The sequence below is a fragment of the Rapidithrix thailandica genome (genome assembly GCF_039710355.1).
Taxonomy (GTDB): domain Bacteria; phylum Bacteroidota; class Bacteroidia; order Cytophagales; family Flammeovirgaceae; genus Rapidithrix; species Rapidithrix thailandica.
The window spans coordinates 103,830-119,232 of record NZ_JBDKWZ010000022.1 but is presented as its reverse complement, the minus strand read 5'-3'; the positions used below and the strand labels follow the sequence as shown (position 1 = coordinate 119,232).

Genomic DNA, 15,403 nt, shown 5'->3' with positions numbered 1-15,403 from the left:
TTATCAATTATCGCTCTAAGCTCGGATACTTCTTCTTGCAGTAATTTGACCCTGTACCTTTTCATCTTTTTTCTAAAGGTACTGAATTATTACGTTATTTTAAATTTTACTTAACACTAGTATCAAATCCCTCTCAATTAAAACAAGCCTACTTAGACCAGATCACGTAGCAGACTATCTGTAGCCTTTAGCAGCTCCCTCCACTTAACATATAAAAAACTTGAAACAGACTAGGTATTTCGTTTGCCAATCGTTTCATTTCTTCTTTAAAACAAGCTAATTTTCAGACAACATCCCTTAGTTTATTTAAAAAAACATGTATGGAACTACCTTTATCAACGAATGTAACTAACAAAGTCATCATTGATAAGTCCTGCATTTTACTAAACCACATATAAACGAATATTAAAAAATGGAAATCAAATTCAAAGAGGAAAAATTTTCCGACCTTACTTTAAATTTCAACGTCTCCCCTAGTTTATTTGACTTAAAAATTAATCTAAAACACCAAGAAAAAGAAATCAAAGCAATTCACAAGACTAAAAATCAATATAAAATTCAAGTAGGGCCTAATGAATATTTAGTTCAGGTAAAGGTTTCACCATTTGACGCTAAAATTACAATTAATGATGAAAAGTTTGACTTTGGGCCTAAGCCAAAATGGTATGAGTATATTGTTGGAGGATTGCCCTTTTTATTAGCCGTAAGTGGTGGGGCTCTTGGAGGAGTAATTGGCTTTTTAGGCTGGACAGGAAACATGAATTTTCTTCGCTTTGGAAACAATAATAAGAAATACCTCCATGTGGCTCTCATAACAGTTGCCACCATTATTCTTTATATCACTGCCGCATTTATAATTAGACCTCTTTTTCAGTAACGAAAAAGTTAACGGATTCTATAGTCAGCTTTATTACTTCTATGTGTACCCGTAAACTTTTCCATAAACAGACACTACCATTTTTTCCTTAAAGATCTTATCTTGAAGCTAAGATTCCATCATGAATTTCACTGAAAATGCAGGAATTTCTAAAAAAACAGCTTAAAGGTAAAAGGGTTGCCATTTATTTTCTTTTAACCAATTTGGTCTATGCTCTGATCTTAACCGTGACGATCCCTTATGTAATGCGCTTTTCCAAGGGGATGAAATTATTTGATTTGATGCCCACCGGATACGACTTGAGCTATACACACAAATTACTAAGCACCTTAGGCGAACCGGGCAGAGAAGCTTACCTAAACTACCAGATTCCATTGGATATGGTATATCCTTTTCTGTTCGGCTTCAGCTATAGCCTGCTTTTGGCTTATATATTGCAAAAGTTAGGTAGGTTTAAACGTCCGTTTGTCTTTCTATGCTTGGTACCGATATTCGCAGGCTTGTTTGATTACTTTGAAAACCTCGGCATTGTAACACTTTTAAATGCCTATCCTAAACTTTCTAACTTTCTGGTACAAATAACCAGCTTCGCCACCTTGATAAAAAGCGGACTTACCACTGCTTATTTTTTAATCCTCCTGATGGTACTGGTAATGTTGCTAATGCACAAACTCATCCAAAAGCGAAGCATTAAGCATTAAAAAAAGAGGTTTGCTACTTACAAACCTCTCTTATCATTATATCGAAACATTATCACGAGATATGTAAAATTCCCACAAGAGGAAAATACGCACCCGGTACTGCCTTCCGCAATAACCGTTATTGGTTTTCCGCTAACTTTTTAAACTCTCGTTTCAGGCCTTCAATCGTTTTTTCCGGCACTTCTTTTACATCCAACAAAATCAAACCATCCAATGAATCATTAAACATAGGATCAATGTTAAACCCAATGATCCGGGCATTTTGTTTGATATACTTCTTTAATAGTACCGGGAGTCTATAACGGTTAGGCTCTATATCCTGAATAAATTTGTCCAGTTCTTCAAAATTATCTTGGAATTTTTCCAACAAAATATCCACATCCACATTGCTTCCTTTCACTTCAAACTCCTTTTTGGGCTGGATCAATTGCGCCTTCTCATAATCGTAGAAATGTTTTTTGATAAAGGCAATGATCAAATGCTTAGACATATTCGAAAAGCTATTGCTAATACTCACCGGTCCTATCAGATACTTGTATTGAGGATTTCTCAACAAGAAATACAAGATCCCTTTCCATAGTAAAAACAATGGCATTGGCTTTTGCTGGTACTCTTTGATGATAAAAGAGCGCCCTAGCTCAATCGACTGTTTTAAAACAGGGTGGAAGGCCTCTTTTACCTTAAACAAGCTTCTGATATATAATCCCTTTACCCCGTATTGATCGAAAATCTCCCGGCCTTTCCCCATACGGTAAGCACCTACGATTTTGCTTTCCGTTTTATGCCAGATAAACAAATGATAATAATACAAATCGTATTCATCCAGGTCGATCGGGTTATTAGTACCCTCTCCTACTTCCCGGAACGTAACTTCCCTTAACCTTCCTATTTCCTGCAAGATATGAGGAATATCCTGTGAATGCGCAATGAAGACTTCAAAGTCACCATGGGTATGCACCAGGCATTTTTCACGGATATAATCCACATTGATTTCAACCAGGTCAGTAGCCAAGGCTTCCGCTACCGGTTGAGGTTTGGCCGGAAATTTAAAATTAGACCGGAAAAATTTTTTCACATTAATACCACTGCCCAAGGCATACGTTTTGGCTCGCAAATACCTGCCAAGCTTTTCGGGGTCTTCCCATTGGGCTTGTTCTTTCACAGAAATAGCTTTGCCAATACGCACCTTGGTGATCTGGTCTTTTTTATTTAATAACTCCGATGGCAGTTTGGCCGTCCGTAAGGTAGGGTGGATCTTACCCAACCAATGGAATATTTTACTATTGTACCCTTCAAAATAAATCGGTACGACAGGCACCTTGGCTTTGGCGATAAATTTTAGAATCGAAGCTTCCCAAACTTTGTCGGCCACCACACCCGCATCTTTTTGCAAAGTCGATACTTCTCCAGCCGGAAAAATACCCAAAGGGCACCCTTGTTGCAAATGCTCAAATGAACGCCTGATTCCGGCAAGACTGATCCCTTGATTTCCCATGGTTTCAAAGGGGTTCACGGAGATCGCATGAGGTCTGATTTGCTCTAACTGCTCCAACAGATAGTTCGCCATCACTTTAAAATCCGGACGCTTTTCCAATAAAATCCGAAGAAGGATCATCCCATCGGCCAGGCCGTAAGGATGGTTGGAAACGGTAATAAATGCCCCCTCCTGAGGAAGGTTTTCCGTTTCTTCGGGAGAAAACTCATAACGCACCTGAAAATCTTTCAGCGCATTTTCCAAAAACTCCAGGTCTGTTTCGTACCGGATGCCACTGTAAATTTTATTGATTTTATTAATTCTCAGGACTTTCATCAAAAAGCCGGCTGTAAAATCCAGTTTGAGCTTATCAAGCTGACTGGTGGCAATAAACTGTTGTTTAGAGATAAATTCCATGATTTTACCTGTTTTGCCTCACAAGCTACCCCTTTGGCTTAAATCAAGTTTCAACCCCACATCAATTTACCGTGAAGTTACATTCCCTTAGATTACACCAATGTAACTCTCCTCTCCTTAGTTTTGGGCAGAAACACACCAATCTTCCTGTCCCTTAACCCTTTAGCTATTAGGCAACTATTATTAACTATGAAAATAAAAAGGAATACATCAGTATCTACCCTGAGGCAAATACTTTTGGCTTAAACATGCTTATGGATGTCGGGAACAGCCATAAACCACCATGGAACATTACTGCTGTAAACCGTTTCTCAACCCGGTTGAGAAAGCATTACACACAAACTTCACGGGAACGAAGTTTGTCATTGAATAAAAAAATCAAAGCGCAAAGAAAGCAAAAAAACCAAGTAATTCTTTAAAAAGAGCAAACTATTTCCCCCGGCTTTCGCTCTTGAAATTTTGTAATTTTTGTTTTATAAAAACTTCTAAAAAGATATTACAAGTCCAAAGCAACCTGTTCATAAACAAGCCCTTTTCCTAAGAACCAATCAAGGCATAAGATGTTTCACCCACAACCTATTCCGATCAACTTTCAAATTGATTCTCTACGTCTCTCAAATCTACCGGTACCACAGTCGTCACTCCTTGTTCCACCATTGTCACCCCATAAATAATGTCGGTACTAGCCATTGTACGTTTGTTATGCGTAACGATGATAAATTGTGAATTCTCAGAGAACTTTTTAATGATCTTGTTGAATTTATCAATATTGGCATCGTCCAGAGGGGCATCCACCTCATCAAAAATACAGAAAGGAGCCGGCTTAATCAGGTAGATGGAAAACAACAAAGCCGTAGCCGTCAGGGTCTTTTCTCCTCCCGAAAGCTGATTGATGGTCAAAGGGCGCTTCCCTTTGGGCCGGGCAATGATATCAATTTTTGAGTTCAAAGGATCGTCCGGGTCAGCCAGGGTTAAATCACAACTGTCTTCTTCGGTAAACAATGAGCGGAAAACCTCAATGAAATTCTCCCGGATTTCCGTAAAGGCCTTCATAAAATTTTCCCGGGCTACCTGATCTATTTCGTTAATCGTCTGAACCAAGGATTCTTTTGCCTTTAACAAATCGTCCTTTTGTTCGATGATAAAATCATGACGTTCTTTAATTTCATGGTACGCCTCAATGGCCATATGGTTGATAGGCCCCATCCGGTCAAGTTTTCCTTTCACCTTTTCCACCTCTTCTTTTAAGGTTTCCATAGGTGTCTCTCGATATTCTTCAGCCAACTCCAGGGTTTCCAACTCTACTTCAAACTCCACAGATACCCGTTCTTTGACAGAAGCCATTTCCATTCTGGTTTGTGAGACCTCTTCTTTCATCTTCAAAAGCACCTCATCCAGGGCCTGTCTTCTATGTTGGCAAGAACGGACCTGTTGCTCCACTTCCGTGATGAGCCCCCGGGCATTGTAATAGTCCTTCTCCGCTTCGTTTACTCCCGCCTCTATCGACTCTTTCTCTTCATACAAGGCAATCAATTCCTCTTCATTCACACCGGAGGATTCCTGTAACTGCCGGATTTCCGTTTCCGTATGTTTCACCTCTTCCTGATTGTTTTGCAGGCGGGCCGTACCTCTTTCAAAAGCCGTTTCTTTATACGAAATCTCTTTTTCCAGGCTTTCTAACTGGTTGGTTTGCCGGTGAAATAAAATGTTTTGTTGATTATAAACGGCAGACTTGGAACTGGTTTCTTCGTTATGCCGCATCAATTCTTCCGAAAACTCTTCGTATTGATCCTGAAGGTTTAACAAGGTTTCCTCTTCCTCTGCAACTTTCGGTGTATTTTCGCGAATCGTTTCGTTGAGCTGCTCCAATTGCTCGAAGATGGTTTCCCGCTTATTGGCTTGATCTTCCAGTAAAGAGGCGAATTGTTCTTTTTTCGTTTTGATGGTGATATACTCCTCATTTATCCGGCTCACTTCCGTTTTGAGCGTTTCAATTTCTCCCCTTTTCAACTCTTCTTTCAGCCGTTGCATATCCGTCAGCTTTTGCTCTATTAGCTTCTCCAATTCTGCCTGACGCTTTTCCAGCTGTTTGATTTCCTCGCTTAGTTTTTCAATGTTTTTGGCCCTTCCGATTTTCTTCCCCTCAAACAAGCCAACACTTCCACCGGAAACAGAATATTTTTTCCGGATAATTTTACCGTTCTGCGTGATAAAGGTAGCCTCTTTTGTTTGGGGCAAACTCTCTTGATTTTGGGTCACTACATACACCTCTTCCAAAAGGTAATGTACCAAAAACTGATATTTTTCATCGTATTCTACGATTTCTATGGCGGGAATGGCATCTTCAAACTGCCGGTAACTTTGCGTCTGGTAATTTTTAAAATGATTCAGTATCAAAAAATTAGCTTTACCTTTGGCTGCATCGCTAAGCATATTTACCCCTGCCATGGCTTGCAACTCCGACTCTACTACATAAAAATTCAGATAAGGCTCCAGGTAATTCTCAATGGCGACTCTATACTTTTCTTCACAAGTGATGATGTCTGACAACAAGACGGAATCTTTCCCCCACTCGGTGCTTTGCCTCAAAAAACGGATGGCTTGCGGATAGCCTTCCAGGTTGTCCAGCATCGCTTTGGTCAGGCTGTATTCATTCTTTTTAGCATCCAGGGAACGGGAAGTTTGCGACAGCTCGTCCCGGAGCGTTGACAAAGCTCCTTCGGTGGCTTCCAACTGGCTTTCTACGAGTACTTGCCTTTGTTCCATCTCTTCCAACAAGCTCTTTTTCCGGGTCAGTGTATCTTCCAACACCACCAGTTTTTCATCAAACTTGGCGATATCTTCCGTCCGTTCATGTGTGGCGGTACTTTCCCGGTCTAATTCCTGCCTCAAAGCCGATTGTTGCACATGGCTGATTTCCAAGGATTTTTTCAACTGGTACACCAAATCCTGCTTGCTCTTCATCCGGCTGTTCAGCTCGGCTACCTGTTGTTTGAGTTGGTTATTTTTTTGTTTTTGCGATTCATAATCTTTCTTCAGGTTTTCCAACACCAACTCCGTTTCATTCAGCATTTTTTCTACTTGGTCGCGCTCCTTCCCCAAGCTTTCCAAGCTGAACTTCGCTCGTTCATTGCTTTTTTGATCCTCCTCTACCTGAAATTGTAATTTATGACAACGGTCTGTCAACAATTTTAATCGTTCGTTGCGAATCTTGTTTTCACTCTCGTATTGCCGGATTTTATGAACGTGTTCGTTGAGCGTCTTTTGCCTCGAAGCCAAAAGCTTCTCTTTATTGATAATTTCCGTCTTTTCTTTTTCAATTTGCGCATCCAACTCGGCCGTTTGTTTGTCCAGCTTGAGTTTACTGTCCGACTCGGTTTCTATTTTCTTCGCTAAGGATTGCAACGTTTCTATATGAGATGCCACGGACATCAAAGCCAGGGAAAGGCTAAATTTTTTATACTCTTCTTTCAGTACCAAGTACCGCTCGGCTTGCTTGGCCTGTCGCTCCAGTGAGCGCATATTTTTACTGATTTCATGGATCAGATCTTCTACCCTTTCCAGGTCGGCATCGGTATCGTTAAGTTTCTTAAGGGTTTCTTTTTTACGTTTTTTAAACTTTGAGATGCCCGCAGCCTCTTCAAACAAATGCCTCCTCGAGTTGTTTTGGTCGTTCAGAATTTCATCCACCATTTTTAACTCGATGATGGCATAACTGTCCGAGCCGATACCGGTATCCATAAACAGGTTCTGGATATCTTTCAGGCGGCACGCAATTCCGTTCAACAAATACTCTCCATCTCCAGAGCGGTAATACCTCCGGGAGATGGTTACCTCGGAATATTCGGTGGGCAACAGGTTTTTGGTGTTTTTAAAGGTCAGAGACACTTCCGCCATCTGCAAGGGTTTCCGGTTTTTGGTTCCATTGAAAATGACATTATCCATCTTGTCCGAACGCAGGGCTTTGGTGCTTTGCTCTCCCAATACCCAACGGATCGCATCGACTACATTGGATTTGCCACTGCCGTTTGGACCGACAATGGCCGTCACCCCTTCGTCAAAATTAAAGACAACTTTATCGCCAAAGCTTTTAAACCCTCTGACCTCTAATTTTTGTAACAGCATTGGCTTACTTGGTTAAGCATTTGTACATTATTGACCATTCTTTCATAAAAAAATCATGTATTGTTCAATACAAGTGCGATGAATGAATGAGACCTTCCCCGGGGAACTGATTATCTTAGGTATTGCTCTCCCTGTATCTTTGTTGAATTCTGAGCTATTGATTTCTTTCTGTAAGGGTGACTGAAAACCAGCGCCCAACCCCAACGGAAAGAAACTTTCCTGCCTGACAAACTATTTCGCAAAAAAATTTGCCTTCATTGGTAAAAATTCCAAGACTCTTTTGCCAAGCAAAAAGACAAAAATAAAATTATTTATTAGATTTGTTACGAACCGAACACGTAGATATGGAAGATTTTTTGGAAATAATTGCATCCGTTATTGGCTTATTGATCTATTGGTTTCTCTCCGGAAAAAAAACCAAGAAGAAAAAAGCTCCGCCTACACCTGCAGAGGTGAACAGCCCTGAGAGGGTACGGACCAAAGCCCAACCTCAAACTCAGCCATATCCCTCCATGCCTCAAAGCAAACGGGAAACCGACTATTCCGACATTGATGAGTTTGAGGATGAAATCGACTTTGAGGATGAAACAAAATACGATTACGGTAATACTCAACAAAGCCAAACATCCCAAAGAGAGGAAACCCCGCTTTCTTTTGAAGAACTGCTTAAGCAATTTACCCAACCCAGTCCTCCTCCGCAAAAACCCAAAGAAGTGATAATGGAGGAGGAAGATGAAGAAGAATTGGGTTATACTCCGGTAAAAGAAGTCCGGGTAGAGAAGAAAAAAACCGCTTATAAGTCGAAAATCACGGAAAATGTCATTGAAAACGCCAAGAAAAAGAAAACGACACAAAAGACGCATAAAATAGTAAAAATGCTACGCAGTCAGGAGGGGGCAAAAAACGCAGTCATCCTTAAGGAAATTTTAGACAGAAAGTATTTCTAAAAATATCCGGCATAATCCTGATCAATTGTTTTCACTAGCAGCTTATTCTTTTTTCAACAAAAGAGGTTTATGGATTTGATACTCGATGAACGGCATACCAAAGTTATTTTTCACGAAGATGCGCGATTTTTGGAGGTACGAATAGAAGGTCGGGTTCCTTCCGGGGATTTTAAGTTTGCCCATCAACACACCTTACAATTTGCGGAGGCCAATCATGTCCATCGTATTCTGATCAATGAATCCAAATTGGAAAAGCTAGATCCTTTAACCGTAGGCTGGCTGCTTACCAATTATATCCCCAACTTGTTTTTGAAACTGGGCTTTAAGTTAAAGCTGGCCATCGTCAAATCCGAAACCTATTTCACCCGCACAACCAACCAACTATCGGCACTCGCTTTTAAAAAGCTTAAAAGTCAATTTCAGATTGAATTTTTCAACACCCCTGAAGATGCCCAAAGCTGGTTGACAGGCACACAAAAGTACCTTGAGTAGGGCGATTGTACTGCCCAACCCTATACCTGGTCCTTCGTAAGTTGCCCCTCTTCAGACCACCTGACTCCGTTCCTTTCTTGATTTATCATTACTGTGAACAGATGCTTGCCAAGTATTAAGCGGTTTCCTGATTATTCTATAACTTTGCCATCGGTATGCCAATCACATTCGCCTGTAGAATCAAACAAGTGAAATTATCAAGTGGTTGGATGGATAAGAGATTTCAAGACAAACCGTTCAAAGCTTAACAAAATATCCATGGAACAACAGTCGGCTATTCATCCTTTTCAATATTGTAACAGTTTTACAGAATACGCTCGCAGAAAAACCATTGAAGTCAACATAGGCGATGTACCTATGGGGGCACAACACCCCATACGGGTACAATCCATGACCACCATCGACACAATGGATACCATGGGTACGGTGGAACAAACCCTTCGCATGGTAGAGGCAGGCTGTGAATATGTGCGGATTACGGCACCCAGTATCAAAGAAGCACAGAACCTGGAAAATATTAAAAAAGAATTACAAAAGCGGGGCTGTAATGTTCCGTTGGTTGCCGATATACATTTCACCCCCAATGCTGCAGAGGTGGCGGCCCGGATCGTGGAAAAGGTTCGAATCAACCCCGGGAATTATGCTGACAAAAAGAAATTCGACCTGATTGAATACGATGATGCCTCTTACCAAGCAGAGTTGGACCGTATCCGGAAGCGCTTTACCCCCTTGGTAAATCTCTGTAAAGAACATGGTACAGCCATGCGGATTGGCACCAACCACGGTTCCTTGTCTGACCGGATTATGAGCCGGTATGGCGACACCCCATTGGGAATGGTGGAATCGGCCCTGGAATTTTTACGAATCTGTGAAGACCTGAACTATTATAATATCGTACTTTCGATGAAAGCCAGTAACACACAAGTGATGGTACAGGCTTACCGTTTGTTAGTGCAAAAGCTGGACGCAGAAGGCTTTAAACCCTACCCTTTACACTTGGGTGTAACCGAGGCGGGAGATGGCCAGGACGGCCGTATCAAATCGGCTGTGGGTATTGGTACACTTCTGGAAGACGGCTTGGGCGACACCGTACGAGTGTCCCTAACAGAAGACCCGGAGAAAGAGGCTCCTGTAGCACAAGCCCTGATCGACCGCTATACCCAACGCGAACTGGATAACACGACCATTCCGGCATTGGAAACATTGCATAAAAACCCATTCCAATACGAAAAACGCACAACCATTGAAGTAGCGAATATTGGCGGTTCAAATGTACCCAGGGTCATTGCAGACCTTAGTCACTGTGGAGAAATCCGGATGAAAGACTTGAAACAGGTCGGTCACTTCTACTTACCCGAGCCTGATAAGTGGTCGATGAATGAGCAAGGTTGTGATTATATTTATACGGGAAAAAACAAGCTGTCCTTTATGTTGCCCAATGGGGTGAAAGAGATTGTAGACAGCGAAGTTTGGACAAATGTGGCAGACAAGGAAAATACTTTACCGCTTTTCAGCAAGGCTACTTTCCTTTCGGAAACCACCAAACACTCCCAACTTAACTTTCTGAGAGTGTATGACAGTGAAGTGGATGAAGTATTACTGAAAAGGTTAAAAGAAAGCAAAAACGTAGTCCTGTTGTTGGCAACCGAACAGTCACATGCGATGCCTGCCCTAAGGAGAATCTTCTTTTCTCTGTATGATAAAAAAATCCAGGTGCCGGTAATTGCCCAACGCACCTTTCCCGAACTTAGCGATGATCAACTACAACTCTATGCCGCTACGGATTTGGGAGGTCTGTTGATTGACGGCTTTGGTGAAGGCGTGATGTTAGTAACCGATCGATTGTCATCGAAAGATAAAGAGGAGTTGTTCTCCAAAATCAAATTGTACAACCAGGTAGCTTTTGGCACCTTACAGGCCGCCAGAACCCGGATGACCAAAACCGAATACATTTCTTGTCCATCTTGCGGCCGCACATTGTTTGACTTGCAGGAAACGACTGCCATGATTCGGAAACGCACCGACCACCTGAAAGGAGTTAAGATCGGGATTATGGGATGTATTGTAAACGGCCCGGGAGAAATGGCCGATGCCGATTACGGATACGTAGGCTCCGGCCGTGGTAAGATCACTCTCTACCGGGGACAAGAAGTAGTCAAGCGAAACGTGCCTGCTGAAAATGCCGTTGACGAACTCATTGGCTTGATCAAAGAAGATGATAACTGGGTGGAGCTGGAATAACATAAGTCACAAATTTTAAATAGCTTTGTATCACGATACAATCACAAGCAGGCAACAGGGCAGGATCCGGTATTCACAGCTACTTATAATCTTTAAATACCTCTCAATTATGAGCTCAAAAAGTAATAAAAATTCCATTGGCGATTATTTTGCATTAGGCGAAGTATTGGGTTACTTTTTCAGAAAAAAAGACCCGAATCACAAACCTGGCTTTAGCCTCAAAATGATGCATGGCATTAATAAGTTGTCTATTGCTATGTTCCTCATTGCCATAGTTGTATTGGTGGTCAGGCGCTTATTCATAGGATAGCCACTCATTATTTCATACACCCTACGAACCTGACACATCTGTATGCACCTTGATGAATTCCGGGAGTATTGCCTGAGCTTTAAAGGCACTTCCGAAGATCTGCCTTTCGATCAAAACACCTTGGTTTTTAAAGTCATGGGAAAGATGTTTGCTCTTACGGACATTGAGCTGTTTGAGAGCATTAATGTAAAATGTGACCCGGAAAAAGCAGAAGAGCTTCGGGAACGCTTTACGGCCGTATTGCCCGGTTATCATATGAATAAGAAACACTGGAATACCATTTTGGTAAGTTCAGATATGAACGATAAAGAACTGAAACTCTGGGTGAAACATTCTTATGACCTGGTGGTTTCAAAATTACCCAAAAAACTCCGGGAAGAACTCAAAAAAGATTAGTACATTCGCTTCTACAAATTTATGTATACCAGCTTATCCATAGGCTGGTATTTTTCATTTAAACACAACCATAAAAACCTCCCAGGGTACTACTGTACTGTGGGATAGTACCTCTTAACCAAAAGAAAAGGACATCATCAAACCATTAAAACAACACAAATTAAAACAGTATGAAACTTGAAGAAAATTTCAACCTGAAAGGAAAAGTAGCGTTGATTACCGGAGCCAGTAAAGGAATAGGGGAAGCGATCGCCTGGGTATACGGAAAAGCAGGAGCCAAAGTCATTATTTCCAGCCGGAAAGAAGAGGCTTTGCTACCCATTGTCGCACAAATGAAAGAAGAAGGGATCAAAGCTGCTGCCATCGTTTGTAATGTAGGGGATACCGCTCAAATTGATCGTTTGGTAGCCGAGGCTGAAAATATTTTTGGCGGAATTGATATTTTGGTCAACAACGCTGCTACCAACCCCGTATTTGGCCCTATTGCCGAAACGGAACTTCGTACATTTGACAAGATCATCGATGTCAACTTGAAAGGACCTTTTTACCTGAGTCAAAAAGTCACCCGCTCAATGAAACAACGCGGAGGAGGATCTATCATCAACATTAGTAGTGTGGAAGGCGTCAACCCTGGCTATGGACTGGGTATTTACAGTGTGAGCAAAGCAGGTTTGGTAATGCTTACCAAAGTCATGGCCAAAGAATGGGGAATGGACAATATCCGTGTGAATGCGATTTGTTCGGGTCTGATCAAAACAAAATTCAGCAAGTCGCTTTGGAGCAATGAGCAAATTCTGGAAGGTGTAATGGCCAAACAGCCTTTAAAAAGTTTGGGCAAACCTGAAGACATTACCGGGATAGCGCTATTACTTGCTTCTGATGCCGGTCGCTATTGTACCGGTTCGGTAATCACGGCCGATGGTGGTTTGACGATTTAAGCAAATCTGAAAAAGGGAGGGGTTGAAAAGCTAAAGAGTGATATTGATTCCAAACCATCTTACTTTAACTTTTCAATCCTTCATTCTGATGATTCTCCGTTTCTTCACTGAATTTTCATTGACCATCCGTCAGCTAAATAAACGACAGGAATATGCTATATGATTATATAATTGTGGGCCAGGGAATTGCCGGTACCACTCTGGCTTTTACACTTTTGGAACAGCAAAAAGAGGTATTGGTAGTTGACAACCGTCAGGAAGAGGCATCTTCTATGGTGGCTGCGGGAATTTTCAATCCTATTACCGGAAGGAGAATGGTAAAAACCTGGTTGGCAGATCAACTATTCCCTTACCTTGAGCAGTTTTACCAAAGGTTGGAAAAGACCTTAAACACTCCTATCTTCCATCCTACTCCGATGTACTTTCCTTTCGACAGTCAGGAAAAGCAAAATGATTGGTTAGCGGCTTCTTCCGACCCAAAGTTTGATCCCTACATCAAGCAATTCCATGCCAACGGATTATACGATGGTGCCGTAAAAGATCCCTTTGGCGGCATGGAAGTAACTCAAAGCGGTTATGTACACACGGCCCATATGCTTTCGTCTTTCGCTCAATGGCTGGACCGGCAAAGTCGCTTTGTGGACGCACAATTAAACCCGGAGGAGTTGGTGATTGAAAAAGACTATGTTCAATGGAAAAACTACCGGGCTAAAAAACTGATTTTTTGCGATGGAAACGAATCGGCTGAAAACCCGTTGTTTCATTGGTTAGAATACCGCTGTGTAAAAGGAGAGTTATTCTGGTTACGCTTCCCAAAGCATTCTTTTCAACACATCATTAACCGCAACTGCTTTGTGTTACCTTACCAAAAAGAAATTTACAAAGTAGGCGCAACCTATGAATTCCATGATTTGAATAAGGAAGCTACGGAAAAAGGAAAGATGCAACTCATAGAGAAGCTGGAGGCTTTGATAAATGCACCTTATGAGATTGAAAAACAAGTAGCGGGTATCCGGCCTGCCACTTACGACCGAAGGCCTTTCATCGGCTCACACCCCAAACACCCCAACCTGGGCATATTGAATGGCTTGGGCACCAAAGGGGTTTCTTTAGCGCCTTACTTTGCTTGGCAACTGGCCGAACATATGGAACGACAGACTCCCTTTCACCCTGAGGTAAACTTGCTGCGGGGGTTAAAAAGAAAGGGTTTGCGAGTGGAAGATTTATAAGTCCGGCATCATTTTGCCAGGTTTGTCCTCTACCTGGCTATTGTTATTTGATATATCCCGTATCTCTGGCTTTCATCTCAAGAAAATAACCGCTGGCAATGATATTTTTGCCAAAATCGGGATCTTGCGAATCGTTGATATATTGATAGACCTCTGACTTTTTATATACCATCCCTCCTTCTTCGGCATACACTTCAAAACGTACATCTTTATGGATCAGGCTACTATCCTTTTGATGCCGGACTGTCACGGCATTGTCAAACGACAACTCCCCGGTATCCCAAGTATGTTCCACACTGTCAATCGTATACAATTCCTCATCAAGGGTATTGGTAGCATTGCCATTCCATGCTTTATTCAATGTAAGCGGATAGGTAAGTTTAATATAAGGTACATTGCTTTCCTGTTTGATCAAACGGGCCTTGTCCAAATAAGCAGTCCAAACAGAATCGATCTCCCAATCTTCGCTCTCATTTTCCCTGACAAGTTGTTCTATACGATAAACTAATTGTCCTTCATTGTTTCGAAACGTATCGGCCAATACTTCGCGCATCTGGTATTGAAAGATTTCATCTTCATCAAATTCGTGATAAAGGATATGGTGAACATCATAGTCCGTATACCGCCCTACTACCAAGGGATAGTACTCTTCTCCACGCAACTTCCCTCCGGTTTCAATCACACTCTCACTACACCCGGCACAACTTAAAACTATGACCATTACCCAATAAAAAAATACCTGTTTGATCATACTATTACTTCTATCCATTGTTCTAGAAAAAAATTAAGTGATGCAGATTTCCACTCAATAAAAAAATCATACCCAATCGTTTTCACGATCAGTAGCACGGATTCTTGTTTCCATTCAGTCATTTACACAGTAACCCCACCAAATTAACTACCCCAAAAGCCAAATGTTTTTATCAGGCAAGGATACTAAAAAAAACTGATTCAAAGGGAATGCGGGTAGAGCATCCTATAGAATTTAATTGAGTATTTTGGATATTTTACAATGCAAAAAATTATTCGAACCCTCTTCCAACCTTTTACAAATAACCCTTGTCAATTATCTGTAGAAATACGACATAGTTAGTCACTCAAAAACCATGAAAACTTCTTTTTTCAATTGGATGAATTAAGCATCTATTTAATTTGGTTTATGAGTTATATAATAAATAGCCGGACTCCTTGGTCCGGTTCTTTTTTCCTGATCCCTCCGAGCCTACCCTGAAGGGCACCCGGTAAAGTTCCTCTGT

The 15,403-nt window shown here is 41.5% G+C and carries 12 protein-coding genes; 9 read left to right on the top strand and 3 right to left on the bottom strand.

Annotated elements, in window-relative coordinates:
- Positions 1–412: 412 nt before the first annotated feature.
- On the top strand, positions 413–877 hold the full coding sequence (locus tag AAG747_RS26325) for a hypothetical protein (RefSeq protein ID WP_346824245.1): 465 nt from the start codon (positions 413–415) through the stop codon (positions 875–877).
- Positions 878–1,014: 137 nt separating this feature from the next.
- Complete coding sequence (locus AAG747_RS26320) at positions 1,015–1,578, top strand: hypothetical protein (RefSeq protein WP_346824244.1); 564 nt, start codon at positions 1,015–1,017, stop codon at positions 1,576–1,578.
- A gap of 118 nt (positions 1,579–1,696) precedes the next feature.
- On the opposite strand, the gene AAG747_RS26315 is transcribed toward AAG747_RS26320, so the two are convergent.
- Positions 1,697–3,469, bottom strand: coding sequence for a bifunctional lysophospholipid acyltransferase family protein/GNAT family N-acetyltransferase (locus tag AAG747_RS26315; protein ID WP_346824243.1), 1,773 nt, complete (start codon positions 3,467–3,469; stop codon positions 1,697–1,699).
- 585 nt (positions 3,470–4,054) lie between these two features.
- Positions 4,055–7,594 carry a chromosome segregation protein SMC gene (gene smc, locus AAG747_RS26310; RefSeq protein WP_346824242.1) on the bottom strand — a complete coding sequence of 1,180 codons (3,540 nt, stop codon included), beginning with the start codon at positions 7,592–7,594 and terminating at the stop codon, positions 4,055–4,057.
- 320 nt (positions 7,595–7,914) lie between these two features.
- Here smc and AAG747_RS26305 point away from each other — a divergent pair, with 320 nt between their 5' ends.
- The 7 genes from AAG747_RS26305 (at position 7,915) to AAG747_RS26275 (ending at position 14,147) form a co-directional block, all read left to right on the top strand.
- A complete protein-coding gene (locus tag AAG747_RS26305; protein ID WP_346824241.1) occupies positions 7,915–8,541 on the top strand; it encodes a hypothetical protein in 627 nt (208 codons plus the stop codon).
- 69 nt (positions 8,542–8,610) lie between these two features.
- Entirely contained in the window at positions 8,611–9,033 is a 423-nt protein-coding gene (locus AAG747_RS26300) for a hypothetical protein (protein WP_346824240.1), read from the top strand.
- Positions 9,034–9,291: 258 nt separating this feature from the next.
- A complete protein-coding gene (gene ispG, locus AAG747_RS26295) occupies positions 9,292–11,274 on the top strand; it encodes a (E)-4-hydroxy-3-methylbut-2-enyl-diphosphate synthase (protein WP_346824239.1) in 1,983 nt (660 codons plus the stop codon).
- 109 nt (positions 11,275–11,383) lie between these two features.
- Positions 11,384–11,584: a DUF6728 family protein gene (locus tag AAG747_RS26290; protein ID WP_346824238.1), complete on the top strand. Its 201-nt coding sequence runs from the start codon at positions 11,384–11,386 to the stop codon at positions 11,582–11,584.
- A 42-nt stretch (positions 11,585–11,626) separates the two neighbouring features.
- Complete coding sequence (locus tag AAG747_RS26285; RefSeq protein ID WP_346824237.1) at positions 11,627–11,980, top strand: MmcQ/YjbR family DNA-binding protein; 354 nt, start codon at positions 11,627–11,629, stop codon at positions 11,978–11,980.
- A gap of 170 nt (positions 11,981–12,150) precedes the next feature.
- Positions 12,151–12,918, top strand: coding sequence for a glucose 1-dehydrogenase (locus AAG747_RS26280; RefSeq protein WP_346824236.1), 768 nt, complete (start codon positions 12,151–12,153; stop codon positions 12,916–12,918).
- Between the two features lie 152 nt (positions 12,919–13,070).
- Positions 13,071–14,147: an NAD(P)/FAD-dependent oxidoreductase gene (locus tag AAG747_RS26275; protein WP_346824235.1), complete on the top strand. Its 1,077-nt coding sequence runs from the start codon at positions 13,071–13,073 to the stop codon at positions 14,145–14,147.
- Positions 14,148–14,190: 43 nt separating this feature from the next.
- Here the strand turns inward: AAG747_RS26275 and AAG747_RS26270 are convergent, their stop codons facing one another.
- Entirely contained in the window at positions 14,191–14,916 is a 726-nt protein-coding gene (locus AAG747_RS26270; RefSeq protein WP_346824234.1) for a hypothetical protein, read from the bottom strand.
- Between the last annotated feature and the right edge of the window lie 487 nt (positions 14,917–15,403).

Bases quoted from the DNA above. Each gene is read 5' to 3' on its own strand.
- AAG747_RS26325 (WP_346824245.1), top strand. From the start codon at position 413: ATGGAAATCAAATTCAAAGAGGAAAAATTTTCCGACCTTACTTTAAAT.
- AAG747_RS26320 (WP_346824244.1), top strand. From the start codon at position 1,015: ATGCAGGAATTTCTAAAAAAACAGCTTAAAGGTAAAAGGGTTGCCATT.
- AAG747_RS26315 (WP_346824243.1), bottom strand. From the start codon at position 3,469: ATGGAATTTATCTCTAAACAACAGTTTATTGCCACCAGTCAGCTTGAT.
- smc (WP_346824242.1), bottom strand. From the start codon at position 7,594: ATGCTGTTACAAAAATTAGAGGTCAGAGGGTTTAAAAGCTTTGGCGAT.
- AAG747_RS26300 (WP_346824240.1), top strand. From the start codon at position 8,611: ATGGATTTGATACTCGATGAACGGCATACCAAAGTTATTTTTCACGAA.
- ispG (WP_346824239.1), top strand. From the start codon at position 9,292: ATGGAACAACAGTCGGCTATTCATCCTTTTCAATATTGTAACAGTTTT.
- AAG747_RS26290 (WP_346824238.1), top strand. From the start codon at position 11,384: ATGAGCTCAAAAAGTAATAAAAATTCCATTGGCGATTATTTTGCATTA.
- AAG747_RS26285 (WP_346824237.1), top strand. From the start codon at position 11,627: ATGCACCTTGATGAATTCCGGGAGTATTGCCTGAGCTTTAAAGGCACT.
- AAG747_RS26280 (WP_346824236.1), top strand. From the start codon at position 12,151: ATGAAACTTGAAGAAAATTTCAACCTGAAAGGAAAAGTAGCGTTGATT.
- AAG747_RS26275 (WP_346824235.1), top strand. From the start codon at position 13,071: ATGCTATATGATTATATAATTGTGGGCCAGGGAATTGCCGGTACCACT.
- AAG747_RS26270 (WP_346824234.1), bottom strand. From the start codon at position 14,916: ATGGATAGAAGTAATAGTATGATCAAACAGGTATTTTTTTATTGGGTA.